Raw genomic sequence first — 21,227 nt, forward strand, 5'->3', positions numbered from 1 at the left:
GGTCCGTAATTCGGCGCTACATAACTAACCGTATGCCCGGCACAGCCGAGCCCAAGAGGGCGGCGAACGAATGCGGGAAGTAATATCGCCCTTCGAGCCCAGCTTTTCCCCGGGGATGACCGGAGCGTGGCACGGCCTCTGTCCCAGCGTGAACACCCTGGGGAAAAGATGAGGTGAGGCAGGCCCGTCACCGTCATCAGGGGAATGATGAACAAGCGATCGCTCACCGCACTGGCCCGCGAGCACCTCGGCCGGGCCCTGGAGGCGTCCAGCGGACGGTCCGCCGAGACCGTCCACGGCGGCCACGAGCGCCAGCTGCGGCAGACGCTCATCGCCCTGCGCTCGGGGGCGCGGCTGGACGACCACGAGAACCCCGGCGACGCGACCCTGCACGTCCTCTCCGGACGGGTCCGGCTCGTCGCCGGGAAGGACGTGTGGGACGGCGCGCCCGGCGACCTGCTCATCATCCCGGACGCGGTGCACTCCCTGGAGGCCGAGGAGGACTCGGCCGTCCTGCTCACGGTCGTGAAGAAACTCCACGACTGACCGTTCCCCGACGCCCTCGTCCCACCGTCCTCCCGGGGTCCTTTTCCCGCTATATCCGTCCAGGCCGTGCGGGCTCGCCCCCCCTGCCGCGCGGCCTGCGATCCCTCCCGCGTGTTAACGGCGGATTAGGTCTGGTCGTTCAGACCTGGACCGGGTCGGACGGGCCGGAGAGGCTCCCTGCAACGGCGCGAACCCTCGGCGCCGCGAGAAGCAGGAGGTCACGGTGTCCACTCCCACCCAGGCCCGCACACCCTGGCGGGCCGTCCTCGGCGGCTCGATCGGCAATCTCGTCGAGTGGTACGACTGGTTCGTCTACGCCAGCTTCGCCACGTACTTCGCGTCCGCGTTCTTCCCCAAGGGCAACCCCACGGCGCAGTTGCTGAACACCGCGGGCATCTTCGCGGTCGGGTTCTTCATGCGGCCGGTCGGCGGCTGGCTGCTCGGCCGGTACGCCGACCGGCGGGGGCGCAAGGCCGCGCTCACCCTGACCGTCTCGCTGATGTCCGGCAGCGCGGTGCTCATGGCGGTCGCCCCGACCTACGACTCGGTCGGGTACCTCGGCGCGGTCGTGCTGCTGGTCGCCCGGCTCATGCAGGGGCTGTCGGTCGGCGGCGAGTACGCGGCGAGCTCGACCTACCTCACCGAGGCCACCCCGCCGGGACGGCGCGGGTTCGCCTCCAGCTTCCAGTACGTCTCGATGACGGCCGGGCAGCTGCTCGGGCTCGGGCTGCAGATCGTCCTTCAGCAGACGATGAGCGAGGAGGCGCTGAAGTCGTACGGCTGGCGCATCCCGTTCGTCGTGGGGGCCCTGAGCGCGGCCGTCATCTTCTACCTGCGGCGCGGGCTGCCCGAGACCCGCGTGTACGCGGAGGAGGCGAAGGGAAGCCCGGCGTTCCGGCACGAGCGCGGGACCGTCCGCGAACTGCTACGCCACCGGCGCGAGGCGTTCCTGGTGATCGCGCTGACCGCCGGCGGGACGCTCGCGTACTACACCTACACGACCTACCTGACCAAGTACCTGTCGAACACGGCGGGCCTGCCGAAGAGCACCGCGTCGCTGGTGAGCTTCTCGGCGCTGCTGGTGTTCGCGCTGCTCCAGCCGCTCGCCGGGGCGCTGTCGGACCGGATCGGGCGGCGCCCGCTGCTCATCGCGTTCGGCGTCGGCGGGACGGTCGCGACCGTCCCGCTGATGACCGCGCTCGGCCACGCGTCCGGGTTCTGGCCCGCGTTCGCGCTGATGCTGGCCGGACTGGTCGTCGTGACCGGCTACACGTCCATCAACGCGGTGGTGAAGGCCGAGCTGTTCCCGACGCACGTCCGGGCGCTCGGGGTCGCGCTGCCGTACGCGATCTCCAACGCGCTGTTCGGCGGGACCGCCGAGTACGTGGCGCTCTGGTTCAAGAAGGGCGGCATCGAGTCCGGCTTCTTCTGGTACGTCGCCGCGTGCGCCGCGATGTCGCTGGTCGTCTACGTCCGCATGCGCGAGACGCGGGACACGGCGATGTCCCGCCGGGAGCTGGCCACCGAGGCCGCGCCCGCGCGCGTGTAGCCGGAGCCGGCGGCATGGACAAGGCAGGAGCGGACGCTGTGGACGGGTCCGGGGCTGGCACGGTGGGCAGGGCGGGGGCGGGCACTGTGGACGGGGCCGGAGCAGGCGGTGTGGACGGGTCCGGAGCGGACCGTGGCGTCCGGGACGCTGCGCGGATCGCCCGCGGGCCTCTAGCCTGACCGCCATGAGGGTTCTGCTGGTCGAGGACGACCTCCGCCTCGCCGCCGCCCTCGTCACCCACCTGCGGCGCGGCGGCTACGAGGTGACGCACACGCGGACCGCCGCCGACGGCGTCCGGCTGGCGGCCGAGGCCGACTTCGTCCTGCTCGACCTGGGCCTGCCCGACGCCGACGGGCTGAAGGCGCTGGAGCGGGTGCGGCGCGGCTCGGACGTCCCGCTGATCGTGGTGACGGCGCGCGCGGGGGACGTGCTGCGGGGGCTGCACCGCGGCGCGGACGACTACCTGGTCAAGCCCGTCCGCCCGGACGAGCTGCTGGCGCGGATGCAGGCGGTGGTGCGGCGCACCGCCCGGCCCGCGAAGGTGCAGCGGGTCGCGGCCGGGGACGTGGTGATCGACGTGCCGGCGCGGCGCGTCACGGTCGCGGGCCGGGACGTTCCGGTGACCCGCCGCGAGTTCGACGTGCTGGCGGTGCTGGCGAGCCGTCCGGGCGAGGTGTGCGCGCGGGACGAGATCCTCCTCGCGCTGTGGGGCGACACGTCGCTGTCGGCCTCGCGGGCGCTGAACGTGCACGTGCGGAACATCCGGGGCAAGACCGACCGCGGCTGGCTGATCGTGACGCTGGTCGGCACCGGCTACCGGCTCGGGGACGGCCCGCCGTGAGGACCCGCCTCGTCGCCGTCCTCACCACCCTGGTCGTCCTGGTCATCGCGGGCCTGGCGGTGCCGCTGGGCGGCGCGTACGCGACGCACCGGACGGGCCGGCTGCTGCTGGACCGGCGCGCCGACGCGACCCGGTTCGCCGAGCTCGCCGACCTGGCGGCGCGGACCGGCGACAGCGAGTCGCTGCAGCCGGAGATCAGCCGGTACGCCTCGCTGTACGACGCCTCGGTGTGGATCCAGGACCGCGAGGGGACCCTCATCGCCGCGGCGGGCACCACGGCCGGGCCGAACACCGGGGCGACCGCCCGGGCGCTGTCCGGCCGGACCACCGACACGCTGCCGTCGCTCACCCCGTTCGGGCCGCGGCGGGTGCTGATCGCCGAGCCGTCCGGCCGGGACGCGCAGATCTCGGGCGCGGTGCTGCTGCTCGCGCCGACCTCCAACGCCCGCGACGACATCGCGCGGGTGTGGGGCGCGCTGCTGGTCGCCGCGCTGGCCGTCCTGGCGTTCGCGGTGCTGGTCGCGCGGGGGCTGGCCCGCTGGATCCTGCGTCCGGTGACCGAGCTGGACGAGGCGACCCGGCGGATCACGGAGGGCGAGCTCACGACGCGCACCACCGCGAACGTGGGGCCGCCGGAGCTGCGGCGGCTGGAGCAGCGGTTCAACGCCATGGTCGAGGCGGTCGGCGCGGCGATGCGGCGGCAGCGCGAGTTCGCCTCGAACGCCTCGCACGAGCTGCGCAACCCGCTCGCCGCGCTGATGTTCCGGCTGGAGAACCTGCGCCCGTACCTGGCCCCGGCGGGCGAGCGGGAGTTCGAGGAGACCGGAGCCGAGCTGAACCGGCTCGCCAAGACGGTGACCGACCTGCTGGAACTCGCGCAGAGCGAGGCGGGCGCGCAGGCGGAGGCGGGCGCGCCGATCGCCCGCGACCTCGACGTCGTCGCCGAGCTCGGCCCGAAGCTGGAGTCCTGGCGGGAGGTGTTCGACGCGCTGGAGATCACCTTCTCGGTGCGGCTCCCGGACCGGCTGGTCGTCCGGGCCGTCCCGGACGCGGTGCCGCGCATCGCCGACATCGCGCTGGACAACGCGCACAAGTTCGTCCCGGCGGGAGGGACGGTCACGGTCCGGCTCGACGCGGACGCCCTGGTGCTGCGCATCGCCGACGACGGGCCGGGGCTGACGCGGCAGGAGCGCGCCAAGGCCCTGGACCGGCACTGGCGCGCCCCCGCGCACGCCGACCTGCCCGGCAGCGGCCTCGGCCTGCCCATCGCCGCCGCGCTCGCCGAGGCGTGCGGCGGACGGCTCGACCTGCGCGCGAACCGTCCGCACGGCCTGTCCGTCGAGGTCCACCTGCGGAACGGTCAGCCGAACACGGACCTGTAGTAGCGGACCGCGCCGCCGTGCAGGGGCACCGCCCCGGTGCCGATGGCGAAGCGGGGGTCGAGGCGTCCGCCGGGGGCCTCGGGGGCCCGCAGGCGGTCGCGGCTGGCGAAGAGGCGCTTGGTGACCTGGTAGGCGACCTCGTCCGGAAGGGTCACCCGGCACATCAGGTAGCTGGCCGTGCTGACCGTCTGGACCGGCTCGGCGTAGCCGTAGGCGTTCGCCGGGACGGCCACCGAGTCGTAGACGGGCCCGTAGGTCCGGCGCAGCCTGATGACGAGCTGGTCGTCCAGCGGGACGAGCCGGATCGGGACCTCCTGGGACAGGGTCGTCAGCGCGGGCGTCAGCACGCCGCCGGACCAGAACGCGGCGGCGATCTCGTCCGCCTTCAGCGCCTCGATCGAGCGGTCCAGCCCGTACCGGAGGATCCGGGCGGGCCGGGCGAGGCGCGCGACGGACAGGACGCGCTCGGCGGTGACGGCGGTCCCCGAGCCCTGCGCGCCGAGCGACACCGACCGTCCGGCGAGGTCGGCGACCTTGGTGACCGGGGTGTCCCGGCGCACCACCAGGTGGACGAAGTTCAGGTAGATGCGGGCGAGCGCGGCGGCGGGCCGGTGCTCCGCCCGGACGGTCCGGTCGGCGCTGTCGGCGAGCGCGAACGCGAGGTCGGCGGTCCCGTCCGCGAGCATCGTGAGGTTCTGGACGCTGGCGTTGGTCTGCACCACCCGGACCTTGAAGCCGCCGCGTCGCAGCTCGGCCGCGAACCGGTCCCCCAGCGCCTGGTACGGGCCGCCCGTCTCGCCGGTCGCGAGCCTCAGCTCGGTCGGCCGGCCCGATCCGCCGCAGGCCACCGCGAGGAGGTCGGTGCCGCCGGCCGCCAGCGCGGCGGCGGTGACCAGCAGGGATCGGCGTCTCATGGCGGCACGCTACCCCGGTCGCCGCGCCCGCCGGACGGCTTCCCCCGTCTCGCTCCGGAACCCGGACGGCCTCACCTCTCCCAGCCGGAAAGCCGGACGGCCTCACCCGTCCCGTTCGGAGAGCCGGACGGCCTTGGCGGGGTCGTGGGCGGCCCGCAGCTCACGCTTGAGGATCTTCCCGGAGTGGTTGCGCGGGATCGCCTCGACCAGCTCGTACCAGCGCGGACGTTTGAACCCGCCGAGGCTTCCCCGGCAGTGCGCGTCCAGGTCGGCGGGCGCGACCTCGCCGCGCGCGACGACCAGCGCCTTCACGGCCTCGCCCCAGCGCTGGTCCGGGACGCCGACGACCGCGGCGTCCAGCACGGCGGGATGGTCGAGCAGGACGCGTTCGACCTCGGCGCAGTAGACGTTCTCGCCGCCGGACTTGACCATGTCCTTCGCGCGGTCCACGAAGTACAGGTAGCCGTCGGCGTCGAGGCGCAGCAGGTCGCCGGTGTGGAGCCAGCCGTCGCGGAGCGTCTCGGCGGTCGCGTCGGGCAGCCCGGCGTAGCCGCTCATCAGCGTCGCGCCGCGCACGAGCAGTTCGCCCGCCTCGCCGGGCGGGGCGTCCACGGCGACGTCGAAGGGAGGGAGCGGGCGTCCGACGGTGCCGGGGCGTTCCAGCTCGTCGGCGAGCGTGGACACCGACACGAAGTTGCCCGCCTCGGTCGAACCGTAGACGCCGCGGTAGTCGATGCCGAGGTCGCGCAGCGCGGTCAGGGTGCGGGAGCGTTCGGTGGCGGCGATGCCGAACAGCAGCCGGAGCGTCCCGGGGGCCGCCGCCTCGTGCCGCAGGGCCCGTCCGGTGCCCGTGGGGAAAACCGCGACGGTGACGCCGTGGGACGCGACGACCGGCCAGACCTGCTCGGGCGCGGCGCCGGGCGGCACCACGACCGTCCCGCCGGACGCGAGCGTCGCCAGCGTCGTGCCGTACCCGGCGACGTGGAACAGCGGCAGCGCGCCGAGCAGCCGGTCGTCCCCGGTGAGCCCGAGCGAGTGCACGACGTTCGCGGACGCGACGACCCACGCGCGGTTCGATAGCAGGCACCCCTTCGGACGTCCGGTCGTCCCCGAGGTGTACAGCTGCATCACCGGCGCCTCCGCGTCCGGACGCGGCAGGTCCGTCTCGGGCGCGTCGCCAAGCGCGTCGTCGGTCCCGGAACCGAGCAGCAGGCACGTCAGGTCGAACAGGCCGCTCGCGCGGGCGAGCGGCTCCAGCAGCGGGTGGACGACCGCGTGCCGCGCGTCCGCGTCCTCGACCTGGAAGCGGATCTCGTCCGCGCTCAGCCGCACGTTCAGCGGGACGACCACCGCGCCGAGCAGCGAGGCGCCGAAGGCCGCCTCCAGCGCGTCCGGGACGTTCAGGGTCAGCAGTGCGATCCGGTCGCCCGCCCGCACTCCCCGGGCGGCCAGCAGCCGCCGCCAGGCTCCGCCGCGCTCGTCCAGCTCACGGTAGGTGCGCCGGTGCCCGTCCCAGGTGAAGGCGGTGCGCTCCGGCCACAGCGTCGCGCCTCGGTGGGCCAGATCGGCGAGCAGCATGGCGTCCTCCCGGTCGACGATCTTTCCCTCTCGGTACCCATCGGCGGGCGGCATGTCGATCCCTGTGGGCGACCGGCATCGGCCTCGGCGTCAGGCCCGGCATCGGGCTCATCGGTGATCTCGGCACGCGGACGGGGAATGCCTCCTTCGGGAGGGGATGTTCCGAGCGGCATCACTCGTGCACGCAGTGCCGGGAACGCCCGCCCCAGGCGGGTGAGGCGCCGGTTCCGCGCGAGGGCGCACCGGTTCGGCGCCTCGTCCCCGACAAAACAGACTCAAGCACCACATTGGAGATACAGCATGGGCAAGCCCGTTCTCGAACCCGAGGCGCAGGCGTTCGTCGAGGCGACCGCGAACCCGCCGTACCTGTTCGACCTCGCTCCCGACGAGGGACGCAAGGCCGTCGACGACGTCCAGACCCCGGAGATCGAGGTCCCGGGCACCGAACGCGAGGTCCTGGAGATCGCGGGCCTCCCGGCCGTGACGGTCTTCCGGCCCACGGGAGTCCGGGGCCCGCTGCCGGTCGTCGTCTACATCCACGGCGCGGGGTGGGTGTTCGGGAACGACCACACCCACGGCCGCCTGGCCAGGGAGATCGCCCGCGGCACCGGCGCCGCGGTGGTGTTCCCCAACTACGACCTGTCGCCCGAGGCCCGGTACCCGACCGCCATCGACCAGAACCTCGCCGTTGCCGAATGGGTCACCGACCACGGCTCCGAGCACGGCCTGGACCCCGCGCGGATGGCCGTGGCCGGGGACTCGGTCGGCGGCAACATGAGCATCGCGCTCACCCTCATGGCCAAGGGCGAGTCCCGCGTCCGGCTCTCCGGGCAGGTGCTGTTCTACCCGGTCACCGACGCCTCGTTCGACACCGGCTCCTACCACGAGTTCGCGACCGGCTACTTCCTGCGCCGGGACGGCATGCAGTGGTTCTGGGACCAGTACACGACCGACCCGGCGCAGCGCGCCGAGATCACCGCGTCCCCGCTGCGGGCCACCGCCGACGACCTCGCCGGGCTGCCGCCCGCGCTGGTCATCACCGGCGAGGCGGACGTCCTGCGGGACGAGGGCGAGGCGTACGCGGCCAAGCTGCGGGAGGCGGGCGTGCCCGTCACGGCCGTCCGCTACCAGGGGATCATCCACGACTTCGTGATGCTCAACCCGCTGCGCTCCACGCACGCGGCCCAGGCCGCGATCACCCAGGCGATCGGCTTCCTCCGCGACGTCCTCGGCCAGGACTGACCGACTCCACCGGCACCACATCCACCGACACCGCATCCACCGACTCCGTCTCGAGCACCGGAACAGGACCCCCCATGCCCAGTGCGCACGACCTCCAGCAGATCGACCAGGCGAACGCCAGCGGACGCACCCCGGTGGTGTTCGTCCACGGGCTGTGGCTGCTGCCCAGCAGCTGGGACCGGTGGGCGGCGGTGTTCGCCGAGGCCGGCTACGCCCCCGTCCTGCCGGGCTGGCCGGACGACCCGGACACGGTCGCCGAGGCCAACGCCCACCCCGAGACGCTCGCGGGCAAGACCGTCGGCCAGGTCGCCGACCACCTCGGCGAGGTCATCGGCGGCCTGGCCCGCCCGGCGGCGGTGGTCGGGCACTCGTTCGGCGGGCTCATCGCCCAGATCCTGGCCGGACGCGGGCTGTCCGCCGCGACGGTCGCCGTCGACCCGGCGCCGTTCCAGGGCGTCCTGCCGCTGCCGATCTCGTCCCTGCGGGCGTCCGCGCCGGTCCTGACCAACCCCGCCAACTACCACCGGGCCGTCCCGCTCACCTACGACCAGTTCCGGTACGCCTTCGCCAACGCCGTCCCCGAGGACGAGGCCAAGGAGCTGTACGAGACCTTCGCGGTCCCGGCGCCCGGGGCCCCGCTGTTCCAGGCCGCCGTCGCCAACTTCAACCCCTGGTCGGAGACCAAGGTCGACAGCGAGAATCCCGGGCGCGGCCCGCTCCTGCTCGTGTCCGGGGAGAAGGACAACACGGTCCCCTGGGCGATCACCCACGCGTCCTTCAAGAAGCAGGCCCGCAACACCGGGGCCGTGACCGAGATCGTCGAGATGCCCGGCCGCGGCCACGCCCTCACCATCGACTCCGGATGGCGCGAGGTCTGCGACGCGGCCCTCAAGTTCGTCCGCCGCTTCACCTGATGCCCCGCACAGGTCAGGGCCACCGGTCCGGTGGCCCTGACCTGTGCGGACGGAAGGGTGACGGGCCCGAGGCGGATTCGGTGCGGGTTCGGGGCGGCCGGGAACGTTGCCTGGATCACGGGCCCGGTGGAGCATGGGGCGGGGTCGTGCGCCCCACCCGAACCCACCCCGCCGGGTCACGCCCCCGCGTGCCCCGGGCCCGCGCCGCCGAGGAGCCGCCATGACCATGCCGTCCGCGCTGCCGCCCGCCTACGCCAGCGCCATCCTGCCCGCGTCCGCCGACCGGGTGTGGGCCTACCTGCGCGACTTCGGCAACCTCGCCGAGTGGATGCCGGGGGTCGACACCGGCGTCATCGAGGACGGCGGGCCGTCCGACCGGGTCGGCTGCGTCCGGCGCATCATCGGGCCGGGCGACACGGTGTTCCGCGAGCGGCTGACGTCCCTGGACGACGAGACCCGCACCTACCGGTACGAGATCCTCGAGTGCCCGCTGCCGGTGCGCCGCTGCCGGGCCACCCTGCGCGTCGTCCCCGTCACCGTGACCGGCGAGTCGTTCGTGGAGTGGTCCGCGGACTTCTCGGCGAACGCCGGGGACGAGGAGGCCATGGCCAAGACCCTCACCCTCGGCATCTACACCACCGGCCTGTCCGCGCTGGTCAGGCGCTTCTCCTGACGTGTCCCCGGCCCCGGGGCGGCGGGGCCGGATCATCGGAGCGCTTCGCGGGGTGGTGTCAGGCGAACTTCGGGGGGCGCTTCTCGCGGAGGGCGGCCACGCCCTCGCGGACGTCGGGTCCGGCGAAGCCGAGGAACTCCAGCGCCAGGGACGCGTCGAAGCTCGGCTGGGCCAGCCGCAGCCAGCCGTTCAGCGCGTGCTTGGTGGCCGAGATGGCCTCGGCCGGGCCCTCGGCGAGGCGGGTCGCGACCGCCATGGCGCGGGCGTGCACCTCGTGGTCGTCCACGCAGAGGCTGACCAGGCCGATGCGCTCGGCCTCCTCGCCGGAGAGGGCGTCGTTGAGGAGCAGGTAGTACTTGGCCTTCGCCATGCCGCACAGCAGCGGCCAGATGATCGCCGCGTGGTCGCCGGCCGCGACGCCGAGGCGGGTGTGCCCGTCGATGATCTTCGCGGTGCGGCCCGCGACCGAGACGTCGGCGAGCAGCGCGACCGCCAGGCCGGCGCCCACGGCCGGGCCCTGGACGGCGCTGACCACCGGCTTCCCGCAGTTCACGACGTTCATGACGATGTCGCGGGCCTCGCGCATGATGCGGACGCGGGCGGCGTGGTCGTCCATCATCTCCTCGATCATGGACAGGTCCCCGCCCGCGGAGAACGCGGCGCCCTCGCCGCGCACCAGGACGGCGCGCACCTCGGGGTCGGCGTCGGCGTCCCGCCAGATCTCGGCCAGCTCGCGGTGCCCGGTGGTGTCGACGGCGTTCAGCCGGCCGGGCGCGCTGAGCGTCACGCGCAGGACGCGCGGCGCGCCCCAGTCGAGCTTCAGGCGTTCGTACCGGTCGTAGCGCGCGTCCCCGGTCTCGTTGGTCGTCATGCCGCGCCGTCCTCCCCGCGTCTGACCGGCCGGCCGGATGGAACCGGCCGATCGGCTGTGCTCGTCCGTCCGCTCATGCCCGGCTGCTCACGCGCGCCCGGTCGTGCGTTCGTGTGTCGTGCGTTCGTGTTCGGTCGTGCGTTCATGGTCGGTCGTGTCAGGAGGCGCTGACGTGAACGCCGCGCGCAATCGTCGCACAGCGAACGCGCGGGCCTCCAGACCGGCCTCGAACATCTCGGGCAGCAGGAAGAACGAGTGGATCGTCCCCGGGTAGCGGCGGCCCTTGACCGGGACGCCCGCCGCCGCCAGCCGCCGCGCGTACGCCTCACCCTCGTCCCGCAGGATGTCGTGGTCGGCGGTGATCACCGTCGCCGGGGCGAGGCCGGACAGGTCGGGCGCGCGCAGCGGCGCCAGGCGCGGGTCGGCGGGGTCGGCGCCCGCCCGGTACAGCGCGGCGAACCGGCGCAGCGTCGACGCGTCCAGGCCGTAGCCCTCGCCGTAGGCGGCCCAGCTCGCGGTGTCCGCGCACATGCCGGTCACCGGGTACACCAGCAGCTGGTGGACGAGCCGGACGCCGCGGTCGCGGGCGAGCAGCGCCACGACGGCGGCGAGGTTGCCGCCCGCGCTGTCCCCGGCGACGGCGATCGCGCCCGGACGCGTCCCGAACCGGCCCGGAGTGCGCGCCAGGGCCTCGACGACCGCCCACGCGTCCTCTACCGCGGCCGGGAACGGATGCTCGGGCGCGAGCCGGTACGCGACGTTCAGCACGGCGCAGCCCGCCTCGGCCGCCAGGTCGCGGCACACCGCGTCCACACTCTCGATCCCGCCGAGCACCCAGCCGCCGCCGTGCAGGTACACCAGCGCGGGCAGCGGCCCGGCGGACCGCGGGACGGGCCGGTACAGCCGGACCGGGACCGGCCCGGCCGGGCCCGGGACGTCCAGGTCGTCGACGTGCGGGAGCTCGCGGCGCTCGACCGGGAACCGCAGGTCGGTCAGCCGCCGCAGCTCCTCGATCGTCCACACCCGCCCGTCGTCCTCGCGGAACCCGGCGAGCAGCCGCGTCACGGACGGATCCTCGGGCGGGTCCGGCGGCGGATCGTGCGGCACCCGGCCCCCTCCCGGAACGACGACACGTCCTCAACGCCGTTCCCCGAACCGCCGAAACCCAACCGTTCCGGACGCCCCGGACCGACCGTCCGCCCCACCCGGCCGGGCGCACCCGGGCAGGCACGGATCAGCGGGCGCGGCTCACCGGACGCAACTCACCGGGCGCGGCTCACCGGGCGGAGGCCTCCGCGACCAGCGCCTCGAACAGCCGCCGGTCCTCGCCCTCCTCCGGATGCCACTGGACGGCCAGCCCGAACCGGTGGCCCTGCAGCTCGACGGCCTCCACCACCTGGTCGTCCGCCCAGGCGACGGCGGCCAGGCCCTTGCCGAGCCGGTCGGCCGCCTGGTGGTGGTAGCTCGGGACGTCCGCGACGTCGCCGAGGATCTTCCCGGTCAGGCTCGTCGCGCTGATCCGCACCCGGTGCCACCCGATCGTCCCGACGTCGGGCGCGTGCCGCTTGTGGCCGACCGCGTCCGGGAGGTGCTGGACGAGCCCGCCGCCGCGCGCCACGTTGAGCAGCTGCAGACCCCGGCAGATCCCGAGGAAGGGCAGGTCGGCGGCTATCGCCGCGCGGACGAGCGCCAGCTCGAACCGGTCCCGCAGCGGCTGCGGCGCGGAGGTCTCGGGATGCCGCTCCGCCCCGTACAGCTCGGGGTCGACGTCGGAGCCGCCCGCGAGGACGACGCCGTCCAGGCCGTCCACCAGCGCCCGGACACCGCGCAGGGTCCCGGTCGGCGGCAGCAGCACGGGCACGCCGCCCGCCCGCTCGACCGCCCGGATGTAGGGCAGGGGCAGCACCGCCGCCTCGCGCACCCACACCCCCCAGCGGGCCGGTTCCTGGTAGGTCGTGATCCCGATCAGCGGTGGCTCGGCCCCCCGTTCTCCCGGCCCGTGCCCGGGTCCGCTCTCGCCGGTCCTTCGCCCAAGGGCCTCTCGTTCGCCGGTCCCCCGCTCGCCGGTCCCCCGTCCGCCGGACGCGTCGTCCCCGGAAGCCTGCCCTCTCGTGTCCGCCATGCGCGGTTTCCCTCCCTCCCCCCGGGAGGGCATATCTCTCCCGGAGTGCGGTGATTTTCCGCTTTCGGGGGGCCCCGATGCTGCATGCCCGCCATCGACCGTCCGCCCGGCCGCCCCCCGTTCCGGCAAGCTTGCCGCAAAGACCGAGTATTCGCAGGCCAACGGCCATACAACGGTCCACCCCCCAGGCTCGCCCCCAGCCCAGGCCCGGAGTACGCCACGGACGGGGGCACGGCGATGCGGCGACGTGACGCTCCGCCAATAGGGAACCTCATACCGGGGTAGAGAATCGCGCACCACCCGGCCGCCCCCCATCTCCACCGCGCCAATCCCCGGGTCCCGAACGCCGTGCGAACGGCATGTCGCACCGAGTTCCAATACCGATCAGTATTCATCTCCGAAATGACGAATTCACGATCGCCGGCGACAAAAACGACGGCTACTCTTCGAGATATTCCACGGCAGTTGACACGTAAGGGTTGAGCACCCGCGACCCCGGTGCGAGAATCTCGGTCAGTCGGACAACGCCGAGGGCGCCGGAAGCGCCGGAGAGCGTCGGCGTCGGCGAACAATTACCTGGGGGCGAGCCCGGTAAATGTCCTTGGAACCCCGAATCGTCAAAGAGAGTTTCGGCCACATCGAACCACACGGCGCGCAGGCCGTCGCCTATTTCTACGGACGGCTGTTCGCGGAGAATCCACGGCTGCGCACCCTTTTCCCACCCGCCATGGACCTCCAGCAGGACCGCCTGTTCCACGCGCTCACCACCCTCGTGTGGAGCCTCGACAGCCCCGGCGCCATGACCTCGTACCTGAGCCGGCTCGGCCGCGGCCACCGCAGGTTCGGCGTCAGGCCGGAGCACTTCCCGGCGCTCCGCTCGGCCCTGCTGGCGACACTGCGCCGGTTCTCCGGGCGCGCCTGGAGTCCCGAGGCCGAGGCGGCCTGGGCCGCCGCGTTCGACGCGGCGGCCCAGATCATGATCGCGGCGGCCGAGCAGGACGCCGAGCAGGCCCCGCCCTGGTGGGTCGCCGAGGTCGTCGAGCACGAACGCCGCACCCCCGACATCGCCGTCCTGACGCTGCGTCCGGGCGAACCGCTGCGCTTCGAGGCGGGCCAGCACGTCACCGTCCAGACCGCCCGCTGGCCGCGGGTCTGGCGGACGTACTCGGTCGCGAACGCGCCCCGCCCGGACGGGCTGCTCCGGCTGCACGTCCGGGCCGTCCCGGGCGGCTGGGTCAGCGGCGCGCTCGTCCGCCACACGGGCACGGGCGACACCCTGCTGCTCGGCCCCGCGCTCGGCGACATGACCCCGCCCGCCGATCCAGGCCGCGCCCTGCTGCTGGTCGCGGGCGGCACCGGGCTCGCGCCGCTCCGGGCGATCGTCGATCAGGCGGCGGCCGCCGGACGGCACCGCGAGACGCACCTGCTGCTCGCCGCCCGCACCGAACGCGACCTGTACGACCTGCCCGCACTGCGGCGGCTCGAGGAGTCCTGCCCGTGGCTGCACGTCGTCCCCGTCCTGTCGGACGCCCCGGAGCACGCACCCCGCCCCGAGCACGGCACGACCCCGGAACGCGACGTCGTCCAGAAGCGCGGCCTCCAGCCAGAGCGCGGCACGGCCATCGTCGAGGCGCTCGAACGGCTCGGCGACCTGTCCGGGCACGAGGTCTACCTCGCCGGACCGGCCGGCATGATCCGCTCCACCACCGCCGGGCTCCAGCGCCTCGGCGTCCCGCCCGAGCACATCCACCACGAGCTGCGCGAGGCCGAGCGGCAGGAGGAGGCCCTGCACCGCACCCGCGAGCACGCCCCGTCCGCCGTGTCCGCCGCCTCCCCGGTCGTGAGCCACACCGTCCTCGAGGCCAGGACGCCCGGCCTCGCGGCGGCTCCCCCACCAGATGCCGAACCCGCGGCCGTCGGCCGCGCACCCCAGGGCGCATGAACAGCCGGGCCGCAGACGCGAGCATCGTCTGCGGCCCGGCCACCAGCCGCCCCCGTCCCGCTGAGGGTCACCAGCCGGCGCGCGCCCGCAGGAACTCCGAGGTCGTCACGTCCGCCGGGTAGAACGACTCGATCGCCAGCTCGGCGACCGTGATGTCCACCGGCGTGCCGAACGTGGCGATGGTGCTGAAGAACGACAGCTCCACGCCGTCCGTCCGGATCCGCAGCGGGATGAACACGTCGTGCCCCATAGACGGCACCGCCGCCTCCTCCAGCGGGTCGGAGCCGGGGTAGTCGCGCAGCTCCTTGTAGAGCCGCTCCAGCGCCGGGTCGGCGGTGAGCGCGACGTGCCGCCGCACCCGGTCCACCATGTGCGCGCGCCACTCGCCCAGGTTGACGATGTTCTTGGCGATGCCGTCCGGGTGCATGCTCAGCCGCAGGACGTTCAGCGGCGGCTCCAGCAGGTACGGCGGCGCCGGCTCCGTGAAGATCGACGCGGCCTCGTTGGCGTCCACCAGGTTCCAGAACCGGTCCACGACCACCGCCGGGTACGGCTGGTGCCCGTCCAGCACCTGCCGCAGCGCGCCGCGCACCGCGTCCATCCGCGGCTCCTCCATCGACGTCTCGGCGTACATCGGCGCGTACCCGGCCGAGACGAGCAGCAGGTTCCGGTCGCGGAGCGGCACGTCCAGGTGCTCCGCGAGCCGCAGCACCATCTCGCGGCTCGGGGCCGACCGCCCGGTCTCGACGAAGCTCAGGTGCCGGGTCGACACGTCCGCCTCGGACGCCAGTTCCAGCTGGCTGAGCCTGCGCCGCTGCCGCCACGCGCGCAACTGCTCGCCGATCGGGTGGACGTCGCCAAGGGAGGAGGTCGCGGTGGAGCCGGAAGAGGCGGTGTTCGTCATCATGACGCAGACGTTACCGACCCCTATGTCACGAAGCCGATGACGTGAGAGGTAATGCGCACTCCGCGCGGCCGCCCGATTCTTCGCACACCTGTTCGGCTCTTTTGGGGTCGTCGTGACGCTCCGCATGCGAGCATCCCCGGAGAGACACCTGATCCGGGGAGGACCATTGACCGGCCACGCACTCGTCATCGGCACCCGCAAGGGCATGGTCGTCGCGCGCCCGCGCGACGACGGCGGCTGGGACGCCGACCCGATGCTGTTCAGCCCGTCCCCGGTCACCGCCGTCGCCGCCGATCCGCGCACCGGACGCCTGCTCGCCGCCGTCAACAACCCGTTCTGGGGCGTGTCCATCGCCGTCTCCGACGACCTCGGACGCACCTGGAGCGAACCCGCCCGCGAGGCCGACACCGCCCCGATCGCGTTCCCCGAGCGCACCGGCGCCGCGCTGCGCGACGTCTGGCAGCTCCGCTTCTCCCCCACCGAGCCGGGCGTGGTGTACGCGGGGGCCGAACCCGCCGCGCTGTTCCGCTCCGAGGACGGCGGCATGACGTTCCGCCTGGTCGAAGGGCTGTGGAACCATCCGCACCGGCCGTCCTGGAAGCCGGGCGCGGGCGGGCTGTGCCTGCACACCGTCCTGCCCGACCCGGCCGACCCCGCCACCGTGACGATCGCGATCTCCGCCGCGGGCGTCTACCGCAGCACCGACGGCGGGACCACCTGGACGCCCCGCAACCACGGCATCACCGCGAAGTTCCTGCCCGACCCGCCGCCCGAGTTCGGGCAGTGCGTGCACAAGGTCGACATGCATCCGAGCCGTCCGGAGCGGATGTTCCTCCAGCACCACGGCGGCGTCTACCGCAGCGACGACGCGGGCGGCGCCTGGACCCGCATCGACGCCGGGCTGCCCGCCGACTTCGGCTTCCCCATCGTCGTCCACCCGCACCACCCCGACACCCTCTACGTGCTGCCGCTGAACGCCGACGTCGACCGCACCCCCGCCGGGCACCGCTACCAGGTGCAGCGCTCCGACGACGCGGGCGCGACCTGGCGGGCGCTCGACAAGGGCCTGCCCGAGGGCCCCTGCTACGCCTCGGTGCTCCGCGACGCCATGTGCGCCGACACCCTCGACCCGGCCGGGATCTACTTCGGCACCCGTGACGGCTGGGTCTACGCGTCCCGGGACGACGGCGAGACGTGGACCGAGGTCGCCCGGCACCTCCCGGACGTCCTGTGCGTGCGGGCGGTGACGCGGTGAACGTCACCGTCCGGCTGCCGGCCGCGCTGCGCGACCTGGTGGGCGCGCCCGCCGCCGTCCCGCTCGACCTTCCGGCGGACGCCACGGTCGGCGACGCCCTGGCGGCGCTCGACGCGGCCCTGCCCGCCATCGGGCGCCGCGTCCGAGACGAGACCGGCGCCCTGCGCCCGCACGTGAACGTGTTCATCGGCGCCGACAACATCCGCGACCTGGCGATGCTCGCCACGCCGCTGAAGGCGGGCGCCGACCTGGAGGTCCTGCCCGCCCTCTCCGGCGGCTGACCGGCCCCGCCGCCGCGCGGGCCGACGCCTTTACGTTGTAGATCCGTTTTCGAGCTCGCCGTCCAGGAATCCGAGGATCCGCTCCCACGCCTCCGGCGCCTGCTCCTTGCCCTTGCCGAGCCCGAAGGTGACCTTGCCCACCGCGAGCAGCGGCGCGGCCAGCGACTCGTCCGACTCGGTCAGGAAGCTGTGCCCGGCCCCCGGGTACTCCTTCACGTCATGCCGCACGTCCAGCACGGTCAGCGCCCGCTCCAGCTTCGCCGCCGCCCCGGGGAGCGTCCGGTCCGCTCCCCCGTAGGACGCGACGATCGGGCACGCCCCCGCCAGCAACCGCTCGGCGTGCCGCGGCACGAGCCCGTAGTTCACCGCCGCCGCCTGGAAGTCCAGCTTCGCCGCCGCGACCAGCGCGAACCCGCCGCCCATGCAGAATCCGACGACTCCGACCCGTCCCGTGCAGTCGTCCCGCTCGGCCGCCCACCGCCGGGCCGCCTCGATGTGCGCGAATGTCGGCCCCCGCCGCGCCAGCAGGTCCCGGAACGCCTTCCGGACGCACCGCAGCCAGCCCCGTCCCTCGTACAGGTCCGGCAGCACCGCCAGGTAGCCCCGCGCCGCGAACCGGTCGGCCTGCGCCCGCATGTCGGCGGTGTCCCCGAACGACTCGAACAAGATCACCACGGCGGGCCAGGGGCCCTCCCCCTCCGGTACGGCCAGGTAGGCGGGCAGGTCACTGTGAATCCTTATCTCCGGCATGTCCGCACCCTCTCCCATCACCGGTCTCCTGCCCAGCCCCACCCCCGCCACAGCCCCGGGCGACGTAACCTGCGTCCCACGATGACGGTCCTGTCCCCCCATGCCCCAGACTGGTGGCGGAGATCGTGTTCAGAACGAGGACGGTGGCGGATGTCCGAACTGAAGGTGCTGGGCGCCTGCCCGCTGGACTGCCCCGACGGCTGCTCGTGGGTGGTGACCGTCCGTGACGGGAAGGCCGTCGGGCTGCGCGGGAACCCGGAGCACCCGTACACGCGCGGCGCGCTGTGCACGAAGGTGAACCGGTGGCTGGAGCGGGCCGGGCAGGACGACCGGGTGCTGCACCCGCTGCGGCGGGTCGGGGCCAAGGGCGAGGGACGGTTCGAGCGGATCTCCTGGGACGAGGCGCTGGACGAGATCGCGTCGCGGCTCGGTGAGATCGTCGAGCGGCACGGCGGGGAGTCGGTCTGGCCGTACTGGGGCATGGGGACGCTCGGGTTCGTCCAGGGCCTCGAGGGGCAGGCCGGACGGCGGTTCTTCAACACGATCGGGGCGTCCGCGCACCGGGCCGACCTGTGCTCGGCGGCGGGCAACGCGGGCCTGGAGCTGACCACGGGGTCGCCGGGCGGGATCGATCCGGAGGACCTGGCGCACGCGCGGCTGATCATCCTGTGGGGGACCAACACGCTGACCAGCGGCCACCACATGTGGAAGTTCGTCCAGGACGCGCGGCGCGAGGGCGCGCACGTGGTGGCGATCGACCCGGTGGCGACGCGGACGGCCAAGCAGGCGGACGAGCACCTGGCCCCGATCCCGGGGACGGACGCGGCGCTGGCGATGGCGCTGATGAACGTGATCGTGGGCCTCGGGGCGCAGGACGAGGAGTTCCTGCGCGAGCACACGCTCGGCTGGGAGGAGTTCCGGGAGCGGATCGCGGAGTTCCCGCCGAGCGTCGCGGCGACGATCACGGGGATCCCGGCCGAGCGGATCGTGGCGCTGGGCGAGCGCATCGCCCGGACGCGTCCGACGGCGATCCGCTCGACGCAGGGCCTGCAGCGGCACGGCGGCGGCGGGACGGCCCTGCGGACGCTGGCGTGCCTCCCCGGCGTCACGGGCGACTGGCGGCTGCGCGGCGGCGGCCTGACGTACTCGACGTCCGGGCATTCGCCGCTGAACACCGCCGCCGTGCACCGGGACGACCTGCGTCCCGGGCCGGTGCGGCGGCTGTCGATGTCGCGGCTGGCCGAGGGCCTGCTCGACCTGGACGATCCGCCGGTGAAGGCGCTGTTCGTGATCGCCGCGAACCCGGCCGCGAGCACGCCGGACCAGAACCGGGTGCGCGAGGGCCTGCTGCGGGACGACCTGTTCACGGTGGTGCTGGAGCAGTTCCCGACGGACACGACGGCCTACGCCGACATCGTCCTGCCCGCGACGATGCAGCACGAGCACGCCGACCTGAACGACGGGTACGGGCACCTGTACCTGGCGTGGAACGAGCCGGCGGTCGCGCCTCCGGGCGAGTGCCTGCCGACGACCGAGACGTTCCGGCTGATCGCGCGGCGCATGGGGCTGACCGAGCCCGCGCTGTTCGCCTCGGACGAGGAGCTGGCCGAGCAGGCCCTGTCCGGCGGGCACCCGTACCTCGAGGGCATCACGCTGGACCGGCTGAGGAAGGAGGGGTTCGTCCGGCTGGCGGTGCCCGACCCGTTCGTCCCGTACGCGGACGGGTTCCCGACGCCGTCGGGGCGGCTGGAGTTCCGGTCGGAGACGGCGGCGGCGCTCGGGCACGACCCGCTCGCGGGGTACGTGCCGTCGGTGGAGGGCCCGGACGCCGAGCTCGCCGGGCGGTTCCCGCTGATCCTGATCTCGGCGGCGTCGCACTTCTTCCTCAACAGCATGTTCGGGGAGAACGCGGAGCTGCGGCGGCGCGCCGGGGGCGGCCCGGTCGTGCGTCTGCATCCGGACGAGGCGTCCGCGCGGGGCCTCGGCGACGGCGACCGGGTGCGGGTGCGCAACGACCGCGGCGCGTTCGAGGCGGTCGTGGCGGTGACGGACGAGGTCAGGCCGGGGGTCGCGGCGACGACCAAGGGGCACTGGCCGCGGTTCTCGGGCGGCGCGAACGCCAACGCGGTGGTGGCCGAGCGGAGCACCGACCTCGGCGCGGGCCCGGTGTTCCACGACACCCGCGTCGAGGTGGAGCCACTGCCGATACGCTGACCGCCATGATCGACCCACGGGCGTTGCTGGAGCGGGCGCGGCGGTACGACCGGACGGGTCGTACCGACGAGGCCGCCTCCGCCTACGCGGAGGCGGCGGCGGTTCTGGAGGAGCGGCGCGAGCTGCCGATGGCGGTGCTCGCGCGCGCCCGGCAGGCGCGCGCCCTGGCGTCCCGGGGGCGGGCGGAGCGGGCGCTGGAGGTGCTCACGGCGGCCGAGCGCGCGGCCGCGGCGCTGCCTCCGGGCCCCGCCGCCGCGGAGCTGGCCGCGATCGCCGCCGAGGTGCTGGCGGAGGCGGGCGTCACGGGCGAGGCCGCACGGCGGGCGTGGGCGGCGATGGCCGCGTACCAGGCGCTCGGCGACGGGCAGCGCGCGGAGCGGGCGGGTGTGCACGCGGCCCGGCTGATCCTGCGGGACGCGGGCCGGGACGCGACGGGCCCGCTGCGCGACCTGCTGGCGCAGATGGCCCCGGGCGGGGAGGGCCACCGGAAGGTGACGGAGATGCTGTCCGAGGCGGAGCGCCGTCCGGACCGCGACCACGACGTGCTGATCACCGACCCGGAGGCCCCCGCCTGGGGGAAGCTCGCGCACGCGCTGGCGGTCGGCGCGCACCTGGCGGTCGGGAACGGCACGCCGTGGAACAGCCTCGCCGACCCGGACGGCCCGGAGGAGAACCGCAAGCTGCTCGCGCGCGACTGGAACGTGACCGATCCGGACAGCTGGCGTGAGCAGATCGACAAGCTGCTGGACGCCGAGAACAGCGACCCGGCGATCCAGGTCGTCCTGGACTGCCGGCAGTCCGACCCCGAGGCGTGGTCGCGGGAGATCCGCCGCTGGTGCGAGGAGCGGGACATCTCCCGCGACACGATCGAGGCGCTGGACGAGCTGTCCGAGCAGGTCCGGCGGTACGAGGAGCGGTTCCGCGCGGACGGCCTGCTACGTCCGCACGGCCGGGTGACCAGCGTGTACGGGTACGACTTCGGCCGGGCGGTGAACATGGCCCGGTGGGGTCTCAACGCCGGGTTCTGCGACGTCGAGACCGCCCAGGACTGCTCGCTGACCGCCGGGTACCGCGCGTACCGCACCTACGACTCCTGGGAGGAGTTCTCCGCCGGGTACATCCTGGGCCGGATGCTGCGGTTCGACGAGGGCGAGTTCGGCGACTGGTACCTGGGGTCCCTGGAGGGGCACCGCATCCTGACCACCGACCTGGCCAGCCCGTGGCGGCGGATGGCCTGGGGCTGACC

19 protein-coding genes are annotated in these 21,227 nt (G+C 74.0%); 12 read left to right on the forward strand and 7 right to left on the reverse strand.

The genetic code is table 11. From position 1 onward, the window contains the following. Positions 1 to 204 precede the first annotated feature (204 nt). From AB0L06_RS08220 to AB0L06_RS08235, 4 genes are all read left to right on the forward strand, one after another. A complete protein-coding gene (locus AB0L06_RS08220) occupies positions 205 to 546 on the forward strand; it encodes a cupin domain-containing protein (protein ID WP_500230229.1) in 342 nt (113 codons plus the stop codon). Positions 547 to 769: 223 nt separating this feature from the next. After that, positions 770 to 2,095 (forward strand): MFS transporter, encoded by a 1,326-nt coding sequence (locus AB0L06_RS08225; RefSeq protein ID WP_500230230.1) that lies wholly within the window; start codon positions 770 to 772, stop codon positions 2,093 to 2,095. Positions 2,096 to 2,279: 184 nt separating this feature from the next. Beyond that, entirely contained in the window at positions 2,280 to 2,936 is a 657-nt protein-coding gene (locus AB0L06_RS08230; protein WP_500230231.1) for a response regulator transcription factor, read from the forward strand. Further along, entirely contained in the window at positions 2,933 to 4,318 is a 1,386-nt protein-coding gene (locus tag AB0L06_RS08235) for a sensor histidine kinase (protein ID WP_500230232.1), read from the forward strand. Before AB0L06_RS08230 ends, AB0L06_RS08235 begins: the two co-directional genes overlap by 4 nt. Here the strand turns inward: AB0L06_RS08235 and AB0L06_RS08240 are convergent. Further along, positions 4,297 to 5,232 carry a TAXI family TRAP transporter solute-binding subunit gene (locus AB0L06_RS08240; RefSeq protein WP_500230233.1) on the reverse strand — a complete coding sequence of 312 codons (936 nt, stop codon included), beginning with the start codon at positions 5,230 to 5,232 and terminating at the stop codon, positions 4,297 to 4,299. The two genes, AB0L06_RS08235 and AB0L06_RS08240, sit on opposite strands and share 22 nt — an antisense overlap. A gap of 102 nt (positions 5,233 to 5,334) precedes the next feature. After that, on the reverse strand, positions 5,335 to 6,864 hold the full coding sequence (locus AB0L06_RS08245; protein ID WP_500230234.1) for a class I adenylate-forming enzyme family protein: 1,530 nt from the start codon (positions 6,862 to 6,864) through the stop codon (positions 5,335 to 5,337). Positions 6,865 to 7,110: 246 nt separating this feature from the next. Between AB0L06_RS08245 and AB0L06_RS08250 the strand changes: the two genes are divergently transcribed. The 3 genes from AB0L06_RS08250 to AB0L06_RS08260 all read left to right on the forward strand — a co-directional run bounded on the left by AB0L06_RS08250 (position 7,111) and on the right by AB0L06_RS08260 (position 9,639). Next, complete coding sequence (locus tag AB0L06_RS08250; protein WP_500230235.1) at positions 7,111 to 8,052, forward strand: alpha/beta hydrolase; 942 nt, start codon at positions 7,111 to 7,113, stop codon at positions 8,050 to 8,052. Positions 8,053 to 8,126: 74 nt separating this feature from the next. Continuing rightward, positions 8,127 to 8,966 carry an alpha/beta hydrolase gene (locus AB0L06_RS08255; protein ID WP_500230236.1) on the forward strand — a complete coding sequence of 280 codons (840 nt, stop codon included), beginning with the start codon at positions 8,127 to 8,129 and terminating at the stop codon, positions 8,964 to 8,966. Between the two features lie 220 nt (positions 8,967 to 9,186). Then, a complete protein-coding gene (locus AB0L06_RS08260; protein ID WP_500230237.1) occupies positions 9,187 to 9,639 on the forward strand; it encodes an SRPBCC family protein in 453 nt (150 codons plus the stop codon). A 58-nt stretch (positions 9,640 to 9,697) separates the two neighbouring features. Here AB0L06_RS08260 and AB0L06_RS08265 read toward each other — a convergent pair whose 3' ends face one another. The 3 genes from AB0L06_RS08265 to AB0L06_RS08275 all read right to left on the reverse strand — a co-directional run bounded on the left by AB0L06_RS08265 (position 9,698) and on the right by AB0L06_RS08275 (position 12,632). Next, entirely contained in the window at positions 9,698 to 10,510 is an 813-nt protein-coding gene (locus tag AB0L06_RS08265; protein WP_500230238.1) for an enoyl-CoA hydratase/isomerase family protein, read from the reverse strand. Between the two features lie 87 nt (positions 10,511 to 10,597). After that, on the reverse strand, positions 10,598 to 11,617 hold the full coding sequence (locus AB0L06_RS08270; protein ID WP_500230239.1) for an alpha/beta hydrolase: 1,020 nt from the start codon (positions 11,615 to 11,617) through the stop codon (positions 10,598 to 10,600). 169 nt (positions 11,618 to 11,786) lie between these two features. Then, positions 11,787 to 12,632 carry a gamma-glutamyl-gamma-aminobutyrate hydrolase family protein gene (locus AB0L06_RS08275; RefSeq protein ID WP_500230240.1) on the reverse strand — a complete coding sequence of 282 codons (846 nt, stop codon included), beginning with the start codon at positions 12,630 to 12,632 and terminating at the stop codon, positions 11,787 to 11,789. A 595-nt stretch (positions 12,633 to 13,227) separates the two neighbouring features. On the opposite strand from AB0L06_RS08275, the gene AB0L06_RS08280 reads away from it, so the two are divergent. Then, positions 13,228 to 14,574, forward strand: a complete 1,347-nt coding sequence (locus AB0L06_RS08280) for a globin domain-containing protein (protein WP_500230241.1) — start codon at positions 13,228 to 13,230, stop codon at positions 14,572 to 14,574. Positions 14,575 to 14,641: 67 nt separating this feature from the next. Here the strand turns inward: AB0L06_RS08280 and AB0L06_RS08285 are convergent, their stop codons facing one another. Beyond that, entirely contained in the window at positions 14,642 to 15,481 is an 840-nt protein-coding gene (locus AB0L06_RS08285) for a helix-turn-helix domain-containing protein (RefSeq protein ID WP_500230242.1), read from the reverse strand. A 166-nt stretch (positions 15,482 to 15,647) separates the two neighbouring features. Here AB0L06_RS08285 and AB0L06_RS08290 point away from each other — a divergent pair, with 166 nt between their 5' ends. Together AB0L06_RS08290 and AB0L06_RS08295 are read left to right on the forward strand one after the other, a co-directional pair. Then, positions 15,648 to 16,736, forward strand: coding sequence for a WD40/YVTN/BNR-like repeat-containing protein (locus AB0L06_RS08290; RefSeq protein WP_500230243.1), 1,089 nt, complete (start codon positions 15,648 to 15,650; stop codon positions 16,734 to 16,736). Then, on the forward strand, positions 16,733 to 17,017 hold the full coding sequence (locus AB0L06_RS08295) for a ubiquitin-like small modifier protein 1 (RefSeq protein ID WP_500230244.1): 285 nt from the start codon (positions 16,733 to 16,735) through the stop codon (positions 17,015 to 17,017). Before AB0L06_RS08290 ends, AB0L06_RS08295 begins: the two co-directional genes overlap by 4 nt. A gap of 30 nt (positions 17,018 to 17,047) precedes the next feature. Here the strand turns inward: AB0L06_RS08295 and AB0L06_RS08300 are convergent, their stop codons facing one another. Beyond that, entirely contained in the window at positions 17,048 to 17,767 is a 720-nt protein-coding gene (locus AB0L06_RS08300; protein WP_500230245.1) for a dienelactone hydrolase family protein, read from the reverse strand. A gap of 150 nt (positions 17,768 to 17,917) precedes the next feature. On the opposite strand from AB0L06_RS08300, the gene AB0L06_RS08305 reads away from it, so the two are divergent. Next, positions 17,918 to 19,981, forward strand: a complete 2,064-nt coding sequence (locus AB0L06_RS08305; RefSeq protein ID WP_500230246.1) for a molybdopterin-containing oxidoreductase family protein — start codon at positions 17,918 to 17,920, stop codon at positions 19,979 to 19,981. A gap of 5 nt (positions 19,982 to 19,986) precedes the next feature. Beyond that, on the forward strand, positions 19,987 to 21,225 hold the full coding sequence (locus AB0L06_RS08310; RefSeq protein ID WP_500230247.1) for a DUF1266 domain-containing protein: 1,239 nt from the start codon (positions 19,987 to 19,989) through the stop codon (positions 21,223 to 21,225). The last annotated feature ends 2 nt before the right edge of the window (positions 21,226 to 21,227 follow it).

Source organism: Spirillospora sp. NPDC052269 (genome assembly GCF_040679435.1).
Classification (GTDB): Bacteria; Actinomycetota; Actinomycetes; order Streptosporangiales; family Streptosporangiaceae; genus Spirillospora.

What these genes read in the sequence shown, in the direction of transcription:
- AB0L06_RS08300 (WP_500230245.1), bottom strand. Translation starts at nt 17,767, where the DNA reads ATGCCGGAGATAAGGATTCACAGTGACCTGCCCGCCTACCTGGCCGTA.
- AB0L06_RS08220 (WP_500230229.1), top strand. Translation starts at nt 205, where the DNA reads ATGATGAACAAGCGATCGCTCACCGCACTGGCCCGCGAGCACCTCGGC.
- AB0L06_RS08250 (WP_500230235.1), top strand. Translation starts at nt 7,111, where the DNA reads ATGGGCAAGCCCGTTCTCGAACCCGAGGCGCAGGCGTTCGTCGAGGCG.
- AB0L06_RS08305 (WP_500230246.1), top strand. Translation starts at nt 17,918, where the DNA reads ATGTCCGAACTGAAGGTGCTGGGCGCCTGCCCGCTGGACTGCCCCGAC.
- AB0L06_RS08260 (WP_500230237.1), top strand. Translation starts at nt 9,187, where the DNA reads ATGACCATGCCGTCCGCGCTGCCGCCCGCCTACGCCAGCGCCATCCTG.
- AB0L06_RS08255 (WP_500230236.1), top strand. Translation starts at nt 8,127, where the DNA reads ATGCCCAGTGCGCACGACCTCCAGCAGATCGACCAGGCGAACGCCAGC.
- AB0L06_RS08230 (WP_500230231.1), top strand. Translation starts at nt 2,280, where the DNA reads ATGAGGGTTCTGCTGGTCGAGGACGACCTCCGCCTCGCCGCCGCCCTC.
- AB0L06_RS08280 (WP_500230241.1), top strand. Translation starts at nt 13,228, where the DNA reads ATGTCCTTGGAACCCCGAATCGTCAAAGAGAGTTTCGGCCACATCGAA.
- AB0L06_RS08265 (WP_500230238.1), bottom strand. Translation starts at nt 10,510, where the DNA reads ATGACGACCAACGAGACCGGGGACGCGCGCTACGACCGGTACGAACGC.
- AB0L06_RS08285 (WP_500230242.1), bottom strand. Translation starts at nt 15,481, where the DNA reads ATGATGACGAACACCGCCTCTTCCGGCTCCACCGCGACCTCCTCCCTT.
- AB0L06_RS08275 (WP_500230240.1), bottom strand. Translation starts at nt 12,632, where the DNA reads ATGGCGGACACGAGAGGGCAGGCTTCCGGGGACGACGCGTCCGGCGGA.
- AB0L06_RS08310 (WP_500230247.1), top strand. Translation starts at nt 19,987, where the DNA reads ATGATCGACCCACGGGCGTTGCTGGAGCGGGCGCGGCGGTACGACCGG.
- AB0L06_RS08240 (WP_500230233.1), bottom strand. Translation starts at nt 5,232, where the DNA reads ATGAGACGCCGATCCCTGCTGGTCACCGCCGCCGCGCTGGCGGCCGGC.
- AB0L06_RS08245 (WP_500230234.1), bottom strand. Translation starts at nt 6,864, where the DNA reads ATGCCGCCCGCCGATGGGTACCGAGAGGGAAAGATCGTCGACCGGGAG.